Annotated in this window: 16 protein-coding genes; 9 read left to right on the top strand and 7 right to left on the bottom strand. The window is 39.3% G+C overall.

Annotated features, from left to right (window positions below):
* The first annotated feature begins 10 nt into the window (after positions 1-10).
* Positions 11-982: a Gfo/Idh/MocA family protein gene (locus BUA96_RS16095; RefSeq protein ID WP_072984868.1), complete on the top strand. Its 972-nt coding sequence runs from the start codon at positions 11-13 to the stop codon at positions 980-982.
* A gap of 114 nt (positions 983-1,096) precedes the next feature.
* On the opposite strand, the gene BUA96_RS16090 is transcribed toward BUA96_RS16095, so the two are convergent.
* On the bottom strand, positions 1,097-1,936 hold the full coding sequence (locus BUA96_RS16090) for a DUF2911 domain-containing protein (protein WP_072984866.1): 840 nt from the start codon (positions 1,934-1,936) through the stop codon (positions 1,097-1,099).
* Positions 1,937-2,352: 416 nt separating this feature from the next.
* Between BUA96_RS16090 and BUA96_RS16085 the strand changes: the two genes are divergently transcribed.
* The 4 genes from BUA96_RS16085 (at position 2,353) to BUA96_RS16070 (ending at position 5,261) form a co-directional block, all read left to right on the top strand.
* Positions 2,353-2,865, top strand: coding sequence for an SRPBCC family protein (locus BUA96_RS16085; protein ID WP_072984864.1), 513 nt, complete (start codon positions 2,353-2,355; stop codon positions 2,863-2,865).
* Between the two features lie 7 nt (positions 2,866-2,872).
* The gene (locus BUA96_RS16080) at positions 2,873-3,568 is read left to right on the top strand and encodes an SDR family NAD(P)-dependent oxidoreductase (RefSeq protein ID WP_072984862.1); all 696 of its coding nucleotides are present in this window, start codon (positions 2,873-2,875) and stop codon (positions 3,566-3,568) included.
* 105 nt (positions 3,569-3,673) lie between these two features.
* Positions 3,674-4,978: a cryptochrome/photolyase family protein gene (locus tag BUA96_RS16075; protein ID WP_072984860.1), complete on the top strand. Its 1,305-nt coding sequence runs from the start codon at positions 3,674-3,676 to the stop codon at positions 4,976-4,978.
* 91 nt (positions 4,979-5,069) lie between these two features.
* On the top strand, positions 5,070-5,261 hold the full coding sequence (locus tag BUA96_RS16070) for a hypothetical protein (RefSeq protein WP_072984858.1): 192 nt from the start codon (positions 5,070-5,072) through the stop codon (positions 5,259-5,261).
* Here the strand turns inward: BUA96_RS16070 and BUA96_RS16065 are convergent.
* The 3 genes from BUA96_RS16065 to BUA96_RS16055 are packed head-to-tail and all read right to left on the bottom strand — an operon-like array spanning position 5,258 to position 6,966.
* A complete protein-coding gene (locus BUA96_RS16065) occupies positions 5,258-5,995 on the bottom strand; it encodes a class I SAM-dependent methyltransferase (protein ID WP_072984856.1) in 738 nt (245 codons plus the stop codon). The genes BUA96_RS16070 and BUA96_RS16065 overlap by 4 nt on opposite strands.
* Positions 5,996-6,005: 10 nt before the next feature.
* The gene (locus BUA96_RS16060) at positions 6,006-6,689 is read right to left on the bottom strand and encodes an ATP-binding cassette domain-containing protein (RefSeq protein ID WP_072984854.1); all 684 of its coding nucleotides are present in this window, start codon (positions 6,687-6,689) and stop codon (positions 6,006-6,008) included.
* On the bottom strand, positions 6,670-6,966 hold the full coding sequence (locus tag BUA96_RS16055) for a hypothetical protein (RefSeq protein ID WP_072984852.1): 297 nt from the start codon (positions 6,964-6,966) through the stop codon (positions 6,670-6,672). The genes BUA96_RS16060 and BUA96_RS16055 overlap by 20 nt, the downstream gene beginning before the upstream one ends.
* A 131-nt stretch (positions 6,967-7,097) precedes the next feature.
* On the opposite strand from BUA96_RS16055, the gene BUA96_RS16050 reads away from it, so the two are divergent.
* The gene (locus BUA96_RS16050; RefSeq protein ID WP_072984850.1) at positions 7,098-7,619 is read left to right on the top strand and encodes a 5' nucleotidase, NT5C type; all 522 of its coding nucleotides are present in this window, start codon (positions 7,098-7,100) and stop codon (positions 7,617-7,619) included.
* A gap of 75 nt (positions 7,620-7,694) precedes the next feature.
* On the opposite strand, the gene murA is transcribed toward BUA96_RS16050, so the two are convergent.
* The 3 genes from murA to BUA96_RS16035 all read right to left on the bottom strand — a co-directional run bounded on the left by murA (position 7,695) and on the right by BUA96_RS16035 (position 10,066).
* Complete coding sequence (gene murA / locus BUA96_RS16045) at positions 7,695-9,008, bottom strand: UDP-N-acetylglucosamine 1-carboxyvinyltransferase (protein WP_072984848.1); 1,314 nt, start codon at positions 9,006-9,008, stop codon at positions 7,695-7,697.
* Between the two features lie 19 nt (positions 9,009-9,027).
* Positions 9,028-9,654 (bottom strand): DUF4290 domain-containing protein, encoded by a 627-nt coding sequence (locus BUA96_RS16040; protein ID WP_072984846.1) that lies wholly within the window; start codon positions 9,652-9,654, stop codon positions 9,028-9,030.
* A 121-nt stretch (positions 9,655-9,775) separates the two neighbouring features.
* The gene (locus BUA96_RS16035) at positions 9,776-10,066 is read right to left on the bottom strand and encodes a DUF493 family protein (RefSeq protein ID WP_072984844.1); all 291 of its coding nucleotides are present in this window, start codon (positions 10,064-10,066) and stop codon (positions 9,776-9,778) included.
* Between the two features lie 104 nt (positions 10,067-10,170).
* On the opposite strand from BUA96_RS16035, the gene BUA96_RS16030 reads away from it, so the two are divergent.
* From BUA96_RS16030 to fmt, 3 genes are read left to right on the top strand one after another with little or no spacing between them, the layout of a single operon-like run.
* On the top strand, positions 10,171-10,710 hold the full coding sequence (locus tag BUA96_RS16030) for an AAA family ATPase (RefSeq protein WP_072984920.1): 540 nt from the start codon (positions 10,171-10,173) through the stop codon (positions 10,708-10,710).
* Complete coding sequence (locus BUA96_RS16025; protein ID WP_084673194.1) at positions 10,707-12,599, top strand: RecQ family ATP-dependent DNA helicase; 1,893 nt, start codon at positions 10,707-10,709, stop codon at positions 12,597-12,599. The genes BUA96_RS16030 and BUA96_RS16025 overlap by 4 nt, the downstream gene beginning before the upstream one ends.
* Positions 12,596-13,561 carry a methionyl-tRNA formyltransferase gene (fmt, locus tag BUA96_RS16020; RefSeq protein ID WP_072984840.1) on the top strand — a complete coding sequence of 322 codons (966 nt, stop codon included), beginning with the start codon at positions 12,596-12,598 and terminating at the stop codon, positions 13,559-13,561. Before BUA96_RS16025 ends, fmt begins: the two co-directional genes overlap by 4 nt.
* Positions 13,562-13,611 lie beyond the last annotated feature (50 nt).

The following is a 13,611-nucleotide window of genomic DNA, read 5'->3' as shown; positions in this document are numbered from 1 at the left end:
AATCAATATTATGAAAATCATTAGATGGGGAATCCTAGGCTTGGGAAAAATTGCCAACAGCTTCGCCACAGATTTGCAACAGGTTGAAGGCTCTGTGCTTTATGCCGTTGCCTCACGTTCTCAAGAAAAAGCAGATCATTTTGGCGCTGAATACAATGCCACACAGTGTTACAACAGCTACGAGCAACTGGTAAAAGATCCTAATGTAGATGCGGTATATATTGCTACTCCACACGTGCGTCACCATCAGGACACCTTACTTTGTTTACAGCATAAAAAGGCGGTTTTATGTGAAAAGCCTTTTGCCATGAATCGCAAACAAGTTGAAGAAATGATCACAACAGCTCAAGCAAATAATACGTTGTTGATGGAAGCGTTATGGACGCGCTTTATGCCTCATTATAAATTTGTCCAGCAGGAATTGGAAAGCGGACGCTATGGCACGGTTAAAACCCTAGCAGCTGATTTTTGTTTTGAAGCCGAATTTAACCCGGAAGGGCGCCTGTTTAATAAAGCACTTGGGGGCGGATCGCTGCTTGATATTGGCATCTACCCTATTTTTTGCGCACTAGCGCTCTTTGGAAAACCTGATCATATCGAAGCAAAAGCCAAAATTGGAAAGACAGGAGTTGATGAAGAAACCGAAATGACCTTTAAATACAACTCCGGAATTTCAGCTTTTTTAAGTTCTAGTATTTTAAAGAAAACCCCAACCACAGCAACACTTGTTTGCGAAAAAGGAATGCTCATCTTAAACAGCCGTTTTCATCAAACTGATAAGGTAACCACAATTCTTGAAGGCACTAAGATCGAACACGATTTTGCATACACCGGCAAAGGCTATTATTTTGAAATCGAACATTTTGCTGAGCTACTTCGGCAGGAGAAAAAAGAGAGTCCGTTAATGAGTTACGCCTTTAGCAGGTTACTCATCAGTACGCTTGATGAAGTCCGTGAGCTGATCAATCTTCAGTACGCATAAACTGACTCAAAGCAACTCTAAAAAACCGCAGAGCGAAATCTAAATAATTCTGAAAATAGCACCAACAAAAAAGCCGGGGATTACCCGGCTTTTATAATTAGCATTAGATGTTGCTTACATCCCACCCCATTCTTTAAGTGAATCGGTATTCATTTTTACGTAATCAGCATTGCCTGCTGCTTTAGCTCCTGCTAAGGATGCCTTCGCCGCTTCAATAGCTCCTTTTTTATCTCCGGCTTTGGCTAAGATCAAAGACTGCTGACGTAATTGCCAGAATCGTGGAGTTTCGGTTTTTGCCATCGCTTCATCCATCCACGTCTTTGCTTGTTGAATATCTTTGCCACTGTTTAAGTAATACACTGCTGCATTATAATAATCTCCCGCCGATGGCCCCTGAAGCGCTTGCTCAATATTGGCCATAACTTCTGCATCTGTATTCACAGAGAATTTTACCGGTACAATAGTGTTGTCCCATAAAAAGCTCATTACAGCGCTATCTGCCATTACATCATCGATCACTATGGTAAACGTTTCCATATTCATAGGCATTTCAATGGGTTCTACCATCGTACGCAAAGCGATTTTGCTATCCTCAAACTCAGTGATCAACGGGTTGCTGTGATCAGTATAAAAAACTACTTCCCACATATCTTCACCGGGAACGGTATAAACACTATAAGTACCTGCAGCCAACTCTTTATCTGCGATACGCACAGGTTTATCTACAGTAAACTTTGTTGTTGCATTGGCACCGGTACGCCAGATCTTTCCATAAGGAACTAAGTTACCCACGATCTCGCGGCCGCGTCTGTTAGGTCTAGAGTAGTCTACAGTTACCTCGGTAAGTCCCACCGTTTGGGTCAACGTGGCGTGAGCACTCGCAGCCGGGGTTTGAATTTGCGCCTGAGTCAAAGCGCTCAAAGCTAGAAAACAAGAAAGGATTATTTTTTTCATTTTAAAACAATTAATTAGTAGTGTGTTTAAATTCAATTCATTAACCTGTAATTTACTTAAAAAATAAATAGAATTACAACGTTATAACTTGAGCTACCAAATTACGATTTAAGTCGGTTTTAGAATTTAAGATTTGTTTATTTTTTGAATCTAAATTGCTTCCGAAAGTTCAATTCCTTGAGGCTTTTAATTGAAAAATAATTAAAGTTCGTGACAAGCTTTAACCTCAAAAATTCTTGAAACAGATATTAATTTGAAGTATTTCCGAAGAACCTTTTAAAATCAACTTTAATTTTTGTTTAACTCAATAGTCTTTTTGTTAAACAAAATAGCCTTTATATTTACTTCAAAATCAATAGAAACGGTTTAGAAGCTAGTTTACTCCTAATCCGTTTTATTGAAAAGTTTAAAATGCTATGAAAATTTACACCTTACACACCAAACAAAACCTTCCCATTAGCTTAGAAAAAGCGTGGAGTTTTCTTTCTGATCCTAAAAATCTTAAAGTAATCACACCAGATTATATGGGTTTTGAAATCTTATCGGGCGCAGATCGCCCAATGTTTCCGGGTCAGATTATTCAGTATAATGTGACGCCTATTGCGGGTATCAATACGAAGTGGGTGACCGAGATCACGCACGTAAAACATCTGGAGTATTTTGTAGATGAGCAGCGTTTTGGCCCCTATTCGTTATGGCATCACAAACACTTTTTAAAAGAAATTCCAGGAGGTGTAGAAATGGAAGATATTGTTGATTATAAGGTTCCGGCAGGGATCTTAGGACAATTGGTGCGTCCTGTTTTAGTGAAACCCAAACTGCAGGAGATTTTTGAATACAGAGAACAAAAACTCACAGAACTATTTGGTACCTACACGAAACCGAAAGGGAATTTAGAGGGCATTTCAAGAGAAGATATCTTAAATTAAAATTGCTATGAAAAAGAATATACTACTTATTGGAGGCTCTCATGGAATCGGAAAGAGCATCATTGAAACTCTAGACAGCGACTACACGATTTATGTTGCGTCACGTACTGAAGAAGATTTACCCGAAAATGTTACCCACATCAAATACGATGTAACTCAAGACACTTTAGAAACCGAAACGCTTCCGGATGTATTAGACGGATTTGTATATTGTCCCGGTTCTATCAACCTTAAGCCTTTTAAAATGCTTTCTGAAGAAACCTTTAACGAAGATCTTCAGTTAAACTTTATGGGACTTATTAAGTCGTTGAAAGCAATTGAGGATCGTTTGAAAAAATCAGATCAGGCGAGTTTGGTGTTTTTCAGTACGGTAGCAGTTAAAATGGGAATGCCTTTTCATACCAGCGTTGCAGCAGCCAAAGGAGCTATTGAGGGTTTCGCCAAAGCGCTTGCGGCAGAATATGCACCACAATATAGGGTCAACGTGATCGCACCCAGCCTGACCGATACACCACTAGCTTCTCGCCTACTGGGCAATGAAAAGAAAAAAGAAAAGATGGATGAACGTCATCCACTAAAACGTGTGGGAACACCACAGGATATTGCTAAGGTAGCCGCATTTTTACTCAGTGAAGAAAGCAGCTGGGTAACCGGTCAAATTCTGGGTATTGATGGCGGAATGTCTACCTTAAACATTCACTAAAATAATCCTAAAGTAAGTCCACAAGACTTTCGATAGGAACAAATTTTTAATTTCGAGGCCGACTTAAAGGATCTTAAAGCCTTAAAAAAGCCTAAAAAATAATTTATGAGTACAGTTTCAATATTTTGGTTTCGCAGGGATCTAAGGCTAGATGATAATGTAGGTTTTTTAGAAGCATTAAAAGGCTCGCATCCGGTTTTACCCATTTTCATTTTTGACAAGGAAATTTTAAACGAACTCCCAAAAGACGATGCACGCGTAACGTTTATTTATGAAACGCTTCAGAAAATGCGCAACGAATTACAGGAAGATCACGGCAGTTCACTAGCGTTATTTTACGGTAAGCCTGAAACTGTATGGAAACAACTCATTAAGGACTACGATATTGACACAATATATACCAACCACGATTATGAACCTTATGCCCTTGAGCGTGATGAGCACATAAAAAAGTTGCTTAACAAGGAAGATATCAACTTTAAAACATACAAAGATCAAGTGATTTTTGAAAAAGACGAAGTGGTCAAAGGCGATGGAGATCCTTATGTGGTGTACACCCCTTATAAAAATAAATGGCAGGAAATTTTTGACGAAGACGAGCATCTAAAAATTCATTACACCAGTCAGCATTTAAAAAATCTAATCCAGAACAGCAGATTGCCCAATCTCGATCTGAGCGATATGGGCTTTAAAAAATCTTCTATTGAAATACCGGAGTATGATGTTACCCCGACCTTAATACAGAATTATGAAGATACCCGTAATTTCCCTGCGCAGGATGGCACATCGCATTTGGGTCCGCATTTGCGTTTTGGTACGGTGAGTGTTCGCAAAATGGTAAAAAAAGCAATTGCCGAAAAAAACACCGTTTTCTGGAGCGAACTTATTTGGCGCGAATTCTTTATGCAGATTCTATATCATTATCCTAAAACGGTGAACAATGCCTTTAGATCAAAATATGACCGTATTGAATGGCGCAACAATAAAAAGGAATTTGAAAAATGGAAAAAAGGAGAAACCGGTTATTTGCTAGTTGATGCGGGAATGCGTCAACTGAACACGACCGGCTATATGCATAATCGCGTGCGTATGCTGGTAGCAAGTTTTTTATGCAAACACCTGTTGATCGATTGGCGCTGGGGCGAAGCCTATTTTGCAGAAAAACTTCTGGATTATGAGCAATCAAGCAATGTAGGTAACTGGCAATGGGCGGCCGGAAGCGGTGTAGATGCAGCGCCTTATTTTAGAATTTTCAACCCGATGACACAGGTAGATAAGTTTGATAAAGACAAAAAATACATCAAAGAGTTTGTGCCGGAATTTGATACTGAGGAGTATCCTGAAAAAATGGTAAACCATAAAGAGGCTCGAGAGCGCTGTCTCAAAACGTATAAAGCTGCGGTATCCTAATACTAAAAATTCCTAAACCTTTATTAAGCAATACTTAAATCGCAAAAAACTACGCTTTTGCACTTTTATCTTTACCTAAAAGAAAACTACTATGAAAAAGCTTGTTTTACTATTGGCGCTAGGCGCAATGATTTTATCCTCAGCTTCTTGCTCTAGCTATCGCACCTCTAGAAATGCTAATAATAGTGCACCCGGCCAGGTCAAAAAAGTATATGGAGCTCAAAGTGCAAAAGCTTTTGCTCCGGGACAACAAAAAAAGAAAAACAAGAATAAGAAGAATTAGGTGTTCATCCCTAGTCTAAAAAGTAACGGAAAACTAAACTTGCGTATGACCGCATTTCCCCAATTGGCCTCAACATCTGCCTTAATCAGCTCAAGCGGATTCTGACCGTTTGCCTTTTCATAATGCTTAACCGCAGACCATGTGTTCAAATAATTTAGAAATTGAACTTTTGTCCATCGGACTTCCATCTCAAATTTTGGAACGGTAATTTCTTGAAAAGGAAAAGGAATCGTTTGGTAATGTTCATCAAGATACCGCCGCTCAGGATCCCAATACTTGTCGGTGATGTTTTTATAAAAATGCTGAATCACTTCGTTTAATTTTCCTGAAGTTTCAAAAACCGAATATCCTATCACCGCTAAAATACCTTGAGGTGCTAAGTGTGCTTTTACATTCGCATAGAATTTATCAAAATCAAACCAATGAATTGCCTGAGCAACAGTGATAAGATCAAATTTTGCATCGTAATCAAATGCTGTTTCTGATGTTTGAACTCGATACGCTATATTCTTCAGCTGTGGTGCTTCGGCGAGTTGCTGCGCACTCAAGTCGGTTGCCAAAACATTTTGAAAATTTGTTGCAAGCTCAACAGCGACTTGCCCATTACCGGTCGCAACATCCCAAGCATTTAATTTTTCCGGAATTAATTCATACAAAAATTCGAATACCGCTTTTGGGTACGTAGGTCTGAACTTAGCATAATCTTGTGCGTGGTTTGAAAAATTATCTTTCATAATTAAGCGTTTACATACTTCGTAAATAACCGGCGTTAACCAGATCTTCTAAAGCATTTACAGTTTTTAATTTTCCATCCTTTAAAACAAGATTGCGATCTGCCAGTTGCCACACATCCTGATAGTAATGATCAGTGAGTAAAATACCCTTTTTTGATTTTAACGAACTTAAAAACTCGTGAATCAATCCTTTGAACAAAGGCTCAACCATCGAGAAAGGTTCGTCCAGTAAAAGAAATGGATGCTTTAAATTACCAACGATCAAAACCTCGAGATAGCGCCGCTCGCCTAAAGAAAGTTCGTTTACTTTACGATTTGCGATTTTAGACATTCGTGGCGCTCTAAAAATTAAATCTTGTGCTGCCCCTTCAAAATATCTGGGAATTAAATCCCAAACTTTTGAGGATTGCGATAAAAAACTGAATTGTGGTAAATACCCAATAAGTTCATTAGCGACGATAGGATTTTTATTCCAAAAGTGTTTCCTGACGGAATGCTGCGTTTCGTTGATCTTTATAGTTCCGGTTTTAGCAGTTTGAGTACCGAATAGAATGGTGAGCAACGTGCTTTTCCCACTACCATTTCGCCCAAAAACTCCTAAAATCTCTCCCGTTGCCAACTGAAAATCTGCAGATTCTAGAATTTGCTTCTTCCCAAAACTTTTGCTGATGTTATTAACTTGCAATAGCGCCAAGGCGTACCAATTTTAAAATTATAAATGAAAGTAGTAAAAGTACGGGGGTCAGCGCCAAATTAACCAACCAAGTAGTCCCTATCAATTTCAGCTTAGTATATCCCAGATTGTAATATCCATAGAATTCTTCCTTCTGAAAATAGTGAAACATCAATAATCCTACAGGAGTGCCTAAGATCCCAAAGAGCACGGTTGCACTCGTCAAACTTCCAATGGGAATGCAGACCAACGCAAATAATGCGGCAAAACGGGTAATATCGCGATAAAATTTCCACATAAATTGGCTTCTTTCTAAAAATAACTATTTAAAACCTTTGCGTTACCAAGGGTTACTGATTTTTTAAGGTGAATTTAAACTAGTTTTCAATGCTATGCCGTATTTTGGCATTTTATCAAAACCCTTACACAATGACAATATTCGTAGATATGGACGAGGTGATCGCCGATACTTATCAGGCGCACATTGACCTCTACAACAACAAATACAACGCAACTCTTAAAAAAGAAGACTGCTTAGGTCACGAAGTGTGGCAAATGGTGCCCGAACCACATCAAGGTTACGTGCGCAATCACGCCAATGAGCGTGGCTTTTTTATTGATCTGAAAGTGATGAAAGACAGCCAGGAGGTTATGCGTGAACTACACGACAAACACGACTTATATATCGCTTCTGCTGCCATGCAATTTAAAACCAGCCTTGAGGAAAAAGCAGATTGGCTTGATAAACATTTCCCTTTTATTCCGTGGCAAAATCGTATTTTGTGCGGTCATAAACACGTGCTACGCGGTGACGTTTTAATAGATGATCGCTCTTACAATTTAGCAGCTTTTGAAGGTCGTGGTATTCAATTTACCTCACCACACAATGTAAATACTAACGGTTTTGACCGTGCCGATACTTGGCAGGATATCGCTGATTTATTACTGTAACCGGTTAGAACTATATACAAACAAAAAAATCTCGGCTTGATACCGAGATTTTTTTGTTTGTATACGTTTACGATGTTAAGCGGTTCTGATGATCTTTGCACCAATCGCTCTAAGACGTTCATCAATATTCTCATAACCGCGATCTATTTGCTCAATGTTATGAATTGTAGAAGTGCCTTTGGCGCTCAATGCCGCGATTAACAAAGAAATACCCGCCCGAATATCTGGCGAACTCATCGTGGTAGCTTTTAAAGTTGATTTAAAGTCGTGCCCAATAACCGTAGCGCGATGCGGATCACAAAGAATGATCTTCGCCCCCATATCAATTAATTTATCTACGAAAAACAGACGGCTTTCAAACATTTTTTGATGGATTAATACTTCACCTTTGGCTTGCGTTGCCACTACCAAAACAATACTCAATAAGTCTGGAGTGAATCCCGGCCAAGGTGCATCGCTGATGGTCATAAACGAGCCGTCAATAAAAGTTTCAATTTCATAGCCTTCAGTATGCGCAGGAATAAAAATATCGTCACCTCGTTTTTCAACGGTGATCCCCAGCTTTCTAAAGGTAGCAGGAATAAGTCCTAAATCATTCCAGCTTACATTTTTAATAGTGATCTCACTTTTAGTCATTGCTGCCAGCCCGATCCAAGAACCGATCTCGATCATATCAGGCAAAATGCTATGCTCACAGCCATTAAGTGCTTTTACACCTTCGATCTTAAGCATATTTGAACCAATACCACTGATCTTTGCGCCCATTTTATTGAGCATTTTACACAGCTGTTGTAAATAAGGTTCACAAGCCGCGTTATAAATTGTGGTCTCTCCTTCGGCCATTACCGCAGCCATAACAATATTTGCTGTACCGGTTACCGAAGCTTCATCCAGAAGCATAAACGTTCCGCGTAAACCTTCAGGAGCTTCTACGCCGTAAAAGCGCTCTTCTTTATTATATCGAAATTTTGCACCCAGTTTGATCATTCCTTCAAAATGGGTATCCAGACGTCTACGCCCAATTTTATCACCCCCCGGACGCGGAATATATCCTTTACCGAAGCGTGCTAGTAAAGGCCCAACGATCATTATAGAACCGCGCAAACCGCCACCTTCTTTTTTGAATTGTTCACTTTCTAAATACTCTAAGTGCAGTGCATCACTTTTAAAAGAGTATTTGCCTTTACCTAGTTTTTGAATTTTTACTCCCAGATTGCTCAAAATAGTGATGAGCTTATTGACATCTACAATATCAGGGATGTTGTCAATGACTACTTTTTCCGGAGTTAATAAAACCGCGCAAAGTATTTGTAAGGCTTCATTTTTTGCACCTTGAGGTTGGATGGATCCTTTGAGCTGATGCCCTCCTTCTATCTGAAATGTTCCCATTAAAATGTGTTGCTAAAAATTAGTAACGCTTTTTACCGCGTCCAGATTTTTTTCGGTAAGACTTACCTGATTTTTTGTTGCGCATAAGTTTTTGCGCTTCTTTGAGATCTTCGTCTTTTTTGGCAAGATTGATCTGCCCGTCACTCAATTCAAACAGATGCTTAAAGATCACTTCGTCATCTACGGTATCCTTATTCCAGTTCAGGAAGCATTTTTTCATGTGGTTTGCGATGGTAAACTCTAATGCCTCTCGCTTTTGACCTTTTTCCCATTGCACCGCCACATCTATCATACGTTTGATGTTGTTTCCGTAGAAACGGTATTTAGGATGATTTTGCGGATAATCTAAAGGATCTGGATGCTCTTCTAGTTTTTCTTTAGAAGGCTTATCATAAGGAGAAACCACATCTAGTTTAAAATCACTCATGATAAACAATTGATCCCAAAGCTTATGCTGAAAATCAGGCACATCACGCAGATGTGGTTGTAAATTACCCATCACTGCGATAATACTGCGTGCTATGATATTGCGCTTTTTTTCATCTTCTTCTTCAACGGCTTGATTAACCATCTTTTGTAAATGGCGCCCATACTCGGGAATAATAAGCTTCTCTCGCTCTGTATTATATTCTAATTGATCTATCAACTGTAAAAATTTAAGTGAAGTAGTTTCTTAAAAAGAAACGATAAGGCAAAGTACTAAAAATTGTAGAAAGGCCCACAGGCCAAAATTAAATTAATGTAATTTAAAAGCTGATTTTATGCGATTACAGCGAAATAACACCTTCAACGCTTGCTACTTCTTTATATTTTGCAATAACCGCATCAGGGTCCTGCATACGCACATTTATAGAAACACTTGTATAAGTACCTTTGCTTGATTCTTTTGTATTGATCACCGCTCCCATATTATCAAAGATCTCTTCAATTTGAGCAATCTTCTGGTTATCAGACGGGACGATAAATTTATAAAGGTAGGCAGATGGCCACTGTGTGGTTTCTTCGAGTCTGCCTTTTAATTTCTTGTAAAATTCTTCAGAGTTTTTATCTGTGCTCATAGCCTTCTTTTGAGGTGCAAAGATACCATTCTAAAGCTAATTTTTTAATCGGTTTGTATTTGAGTATTTTTACCGCCAATTACGAAAGACCTAAAGCATTTATCTTGACAGCAAAACGCATTGTTTTAATAGGAGGCCCCAGTACCGGAAAAACAACTTTACTCAACGCTTTAAAAGAAAAGGGATATCCTTGCCTTGATGAAGTGTCGCGCGAGGTGATCAAAGCTGCACAGCAAGAAGGTATTGAGCAATTATTTCTTACAGAACCCCTGCTGTTTAGCGATAAACTGCTAGAACGTCGTATACAGCAATACTTGGATGCCGGTGCCCTTGATGCTGAATATGTTTTTATAGACCGTGGTATTCCTGATGTGTCTGCTTATATGGATTTTATTGGGCAGGAGTATCCTGACCGATTTACTAAAGCGAACTCAACGTATCGCTACGATAAGATATTCTTACTTCCTTTGTGGCGCGATATTCACGTAACTGACAAAGAGCGCTATGAAAGTTTTGAGGAAGCGGTAAAAATTCAAGACGAACTTTTAAAAACGTATCGTTCTTGTGGTTATACTCCTATTGAAGTGCCCAAAGTACCGGTCGAAGATCGCCTGGATTTTATTTTAAAGCATATGACCCTATGATGACCACTCCTCAAGAAGCTTTACAAAAGTTCTGGGGCTATGCATCATTCCGGTCAAAACAGCTTGAGATCATTACAAGTGTCTTAAACGGTAAAGACACCTTTGCGTTGCTTCCTACCGGCGGCGGAAAATCACTTTGCTATCAAATTCCGGCAGTGATCAAAGAGGGAATTACCTTAGTGATTTCTCCCCTGCTCTCTTTAATGAAAGATCAAGTGGTTCAGCTTGAAAAAAGAGGAATTAAAGCCTTGCACATTCCCGGCGGAATTAAATATCAAGAGCTTGATGTTTTATTAGACAATTGCATTTTTGGCAATTACAAACTGCTGTACCTCTCTCCTGAGCGCTTGCAAAACGAACTCGTTTTAGCACGCCTAAAACAAATGAACATCAATTTGCTGGCAATTGATGAAGCTCATTGTATCTCACAATGGGGTCACGATTTTAGACCGGCTTACCGAAATATTCAAGCGTTTAGAGAACAGTTTCAAGAAATCCCGTGTATAGCGCTTACTGCAACCGCCACGGCTGCCGTACAGCAAGATATCATCACCCAGCTGGCACTAAAAGAGGTAACTACTTTTAGAGATTCATTTAAGCGGAAGAATCTCGCTAATAAAGTACTCTACGAAGAAAGCAAGCAACAGCGCATCGTTCAGCTTTTTAAGCAACATCCCGGAAGCGGAATTGTCTATGTACGTAGCAGAAAAAGTGCACAGTATTTTGCCCAGTTTCTAAACGAATACGGGATTTCGGCGCATTTTTACCACGGTGGATTAGGCAATGGGGAGCGCCAGGAACGTTTTGCAGCTTGGTCTCAAAACAAAACCCAAGTAATGGTAGCAACCAGCGCTTTTGGGATGGGTATTGACAAAGCTGATGTGCAAACCGTAATACACGTAGAACTGCCCGAAAGTCTCGAAAGCTATTTTCAAGAAGCCGGTAGAGCCGGAAGAAATGGTCAACAAGCAACCAGTGTAATTCTATTTAATAACAGCGATAAAGACCGTTTAACCAATCAGTTTTTGAAGGTATTACCTTCGGTTTCTTTTGTTAAAAAGGTATACAAAAAACTCAATAGCTATTTTCAAATTTCTTACGGAGAAGGTGAGCACGAAACCTTTCGGTTTGATTTTACCGAATTCTGCAAAACCTATGATTTCAATACATTGCTAACCTATAATGCGCTTCAGTTACTCGATCGCAATAGCGTGCTCTTATTGAGTCAAGAATTTTATCGAAGAGCTACGCTTCAATTTTCGGTTTCTGCAATTAATCTTACCTATTATCTAATTCGCAATCCGGGAATTGATTCCATCGTAAAAAGCTTGTTGCGCACCTATAGTGGAATTTATGATAACGCCATTACCATTGATCATGCATTGATCGCAAAAAAGGCGGGGGTACCTCTGGTTAAAATTCATCAAACGCTTTTGCAATTACATAAAGATGATGTGGCTGTTTATGAGCACTCCCACGCAGATACTGCTATAACTTTTTTAGTGCAGCGTGAAGATGATCTTGTGATCAATCGCATTTCAAAAGCGATAACCGCGCAAAACACGCGTAAAGTAGATCAGGTAAAAAGTATGTTGCGCTATATTGAAACGCCGGTGTGTCGCAGTAAACAATTGCTAGCTTATTTCGAAGAACATCAACAAGAAGCCTGCGGAATCTGCGATATTTGCCAAAAGAAATTAAAAACTAAAGCTCCCCGAGCGCTCGAGGATCAAATTTTACACTATTTGAATCAGGGCGCTTGCTCGTCTAAAACGCTCTTAGAAGTTTTAAAAATAAAGCGTGAAGAAGACCTATTAAGTAGCTTAAAACTGCTATTAATGCAGAAGAAAATTAAAATAACCCCTTCAAATTTATATCAACGAATATGAGAGATTTACGCATAATCTTTATGGGAACACCAGATTTTGCCGTTGCCGGTTTAGAGAATCTTGTCGAAAATAATTATACGATTGTAGGCGTCATTACGGCTCCGGACAGACCTGCCGGCCGTGGACAAAAAATTCAACAGAGTGCAATAAAAAAGTATGCCTTATCTCAAGACCTTAAGGTTTTACAACCTACCAACTTAAAGTCTGAAGCTTTTTTAGAAGAATTAAAAAGTCTCAACGCTAACCTACACATCGTAGTCGCATTTAGAATGCTTCCTGAAGTGGTTTGGCAAATGCCGGAATACGGCACCTTTAATTTGCACGCTTCACTGCTGCCCGATTATCGCGGGGCTGCACCTATTAACTGGGCAATTATAAAAGGGGAAAAAGAAACCGGAGTGACTACCTTTTTTATAGATGAAAAGATAGATACCGGTGCTATCATTCTTCAAGAAAAAGTAGCTATTTCTGAAGCAGAAAATGCGGGAGAATTGCACGACAGGCTTATGCATTTAGGTAGCGAGGTTATTCTTAAAACTGTAAAACTAATAGCGGAAGGTCCGGTTGAAACGGTCGCTCAGCCTAAACAAGAACAATTGCATACAGCTTATAAACTCAATCGAGAAAACACGCGAATCAATTGGGATCAACCTTCAAAACAAGTATACAATCACATAAGAGGATTGAGTCCATATCCTGTGGCCTGGACGCTTTTTACTAATGGAGATGCTCAAGAGCACCAATTAAAAGTCTATAAGGCGACACTGGCTTCTGTGGAAGAATCAAATGAATTAGGCAACCCTAGTGTCGGTAAAATAAAAGTAAATCACGACAAACTGTATGTTTCAGCCGAAGATGGATGGGTTCGATTAGATGAAGTACAACTCTCTGGCAAAAAGCGCATGCCGGTCAAAGATTTGCTAAATGGTTTTAGCATCCAAAGCGAAGCTAAAACGTTGTAATACTAGACCTACGGGGAATTTGCCTTAATTGTGTTAAAAATGCTTGCCGT

This window comes from Leeuwenhoekiella palythoae, from assembly GCF_900130045.1.
Classification (GTDB): Bacteria; Bacteroidota; Bacteroidia; order Flavobacteriales; family Flavobacteriaceae; genus Leeuwenhoekiella; species Leeuwenhoekiella palythoae.
The sequence above is the reverse complement of the archived record's forward strand: the minus strand, read 5'-3'. Positions and strand labels throughout refer to the sequence as shown.

What these genes read in the sequence shown, in the direction of transcription:
- BUA96_RS16025 (WP_084673194.1), top strand. Translation starts at nt 10,707, where the DNA reads ATGATGACCACTCCTCAAGAAGCTTTACAAAAGTTCTGGGGCTATGCA.
- BUA96_RS16050 (WP_072984850.1), top strand. Translation starts at nt 7,098, where the DNA reads ATGACAATATTCGTAGATATGGACGAGGTGATCGCCGATACTTATCAG.
- BUA96_RS16075 (WP_072984860.1), top strand. Translation starts at nt 3,674, where the DNA reads ATGAGTACAGTTTCAATATTTTGGTTTCGCAGGGATCTAAGGCTAGAT.
- BUA96_RS16035 (WP_072984844.1), bottom strand. Translation starts at nt 10,066, where the DNA reads ATGAGCACAGATAAAAACTCTGAAGAATTTTACAAGAAATTAAAAGGC.
- BUA96_RS16055 (WP_072984852.1), bottom strand. Translation starts at nt 6,966, where the DNA reads ATGTGGAAATTTTATCGCGATATTACCCGTTTTGCCGCATTATTTGCG.
- BUA96_RS16080 (WP_072984862.1), top strand. Translation starts at nt 2,873, where the DNA reads ATGAAAAAGAATATACTACTTATTGGAGGCTCTCATGGAATCGGAAAG.
- BUA96_RS16090 (WP_072984866.1), bottom strand. Translation starts at nt 1,936, where the DNA reads ATGAAAAAAATAATCCTTTCTTGTTTTCTAGCTTTGAGCGCTTTGACT.
- BUA96_RS16085 (WP_072984864.1), top strand. Translation starts at nt 2,353, where the DNA reads ATGAAAATTTACACCTTACACACCAAACAAAACCTTCCCATTAGCTTA.
- BUA96_RS16065 (WP_072984856.1), bottom strand. Translation starts at nt 5,995, where the DNA reads ATGAAAGATAATTTTTCAAACCACGCACAAGATTATGCTAAGTTCAGA.
- fmt (WP_072984840.1), top strand. Translation starts at nt 12,596, where the DNA reads ATGAGAGATTTACGCATAATCTTTATGGGAACACCAGATTTTGCCGTT.
- murA (WP_072984848.1), bottom strand. Translation starts at nt 9,008, where the DNA reads ATGGGAACATTTCAGATAGAAGGAGGGCATCAGCTCAAAGGATCCATC.
- BUA96_RS16095 (WP_072984868.1), top strand. Translation starts at nt 11, where the DNA reads ATGAAAATCATTAGATGGGGAATCCTAGGCTTGGGAAAAATTGCCAAC.
- BUA96_RS16070 (WP_072984858.1), top strand. Translation starts at nt 5,070, where the DNA reads ATGAAAAAGCTTGTTTTACTATTGGCGCTAGGCGCAATGATTTTATCC.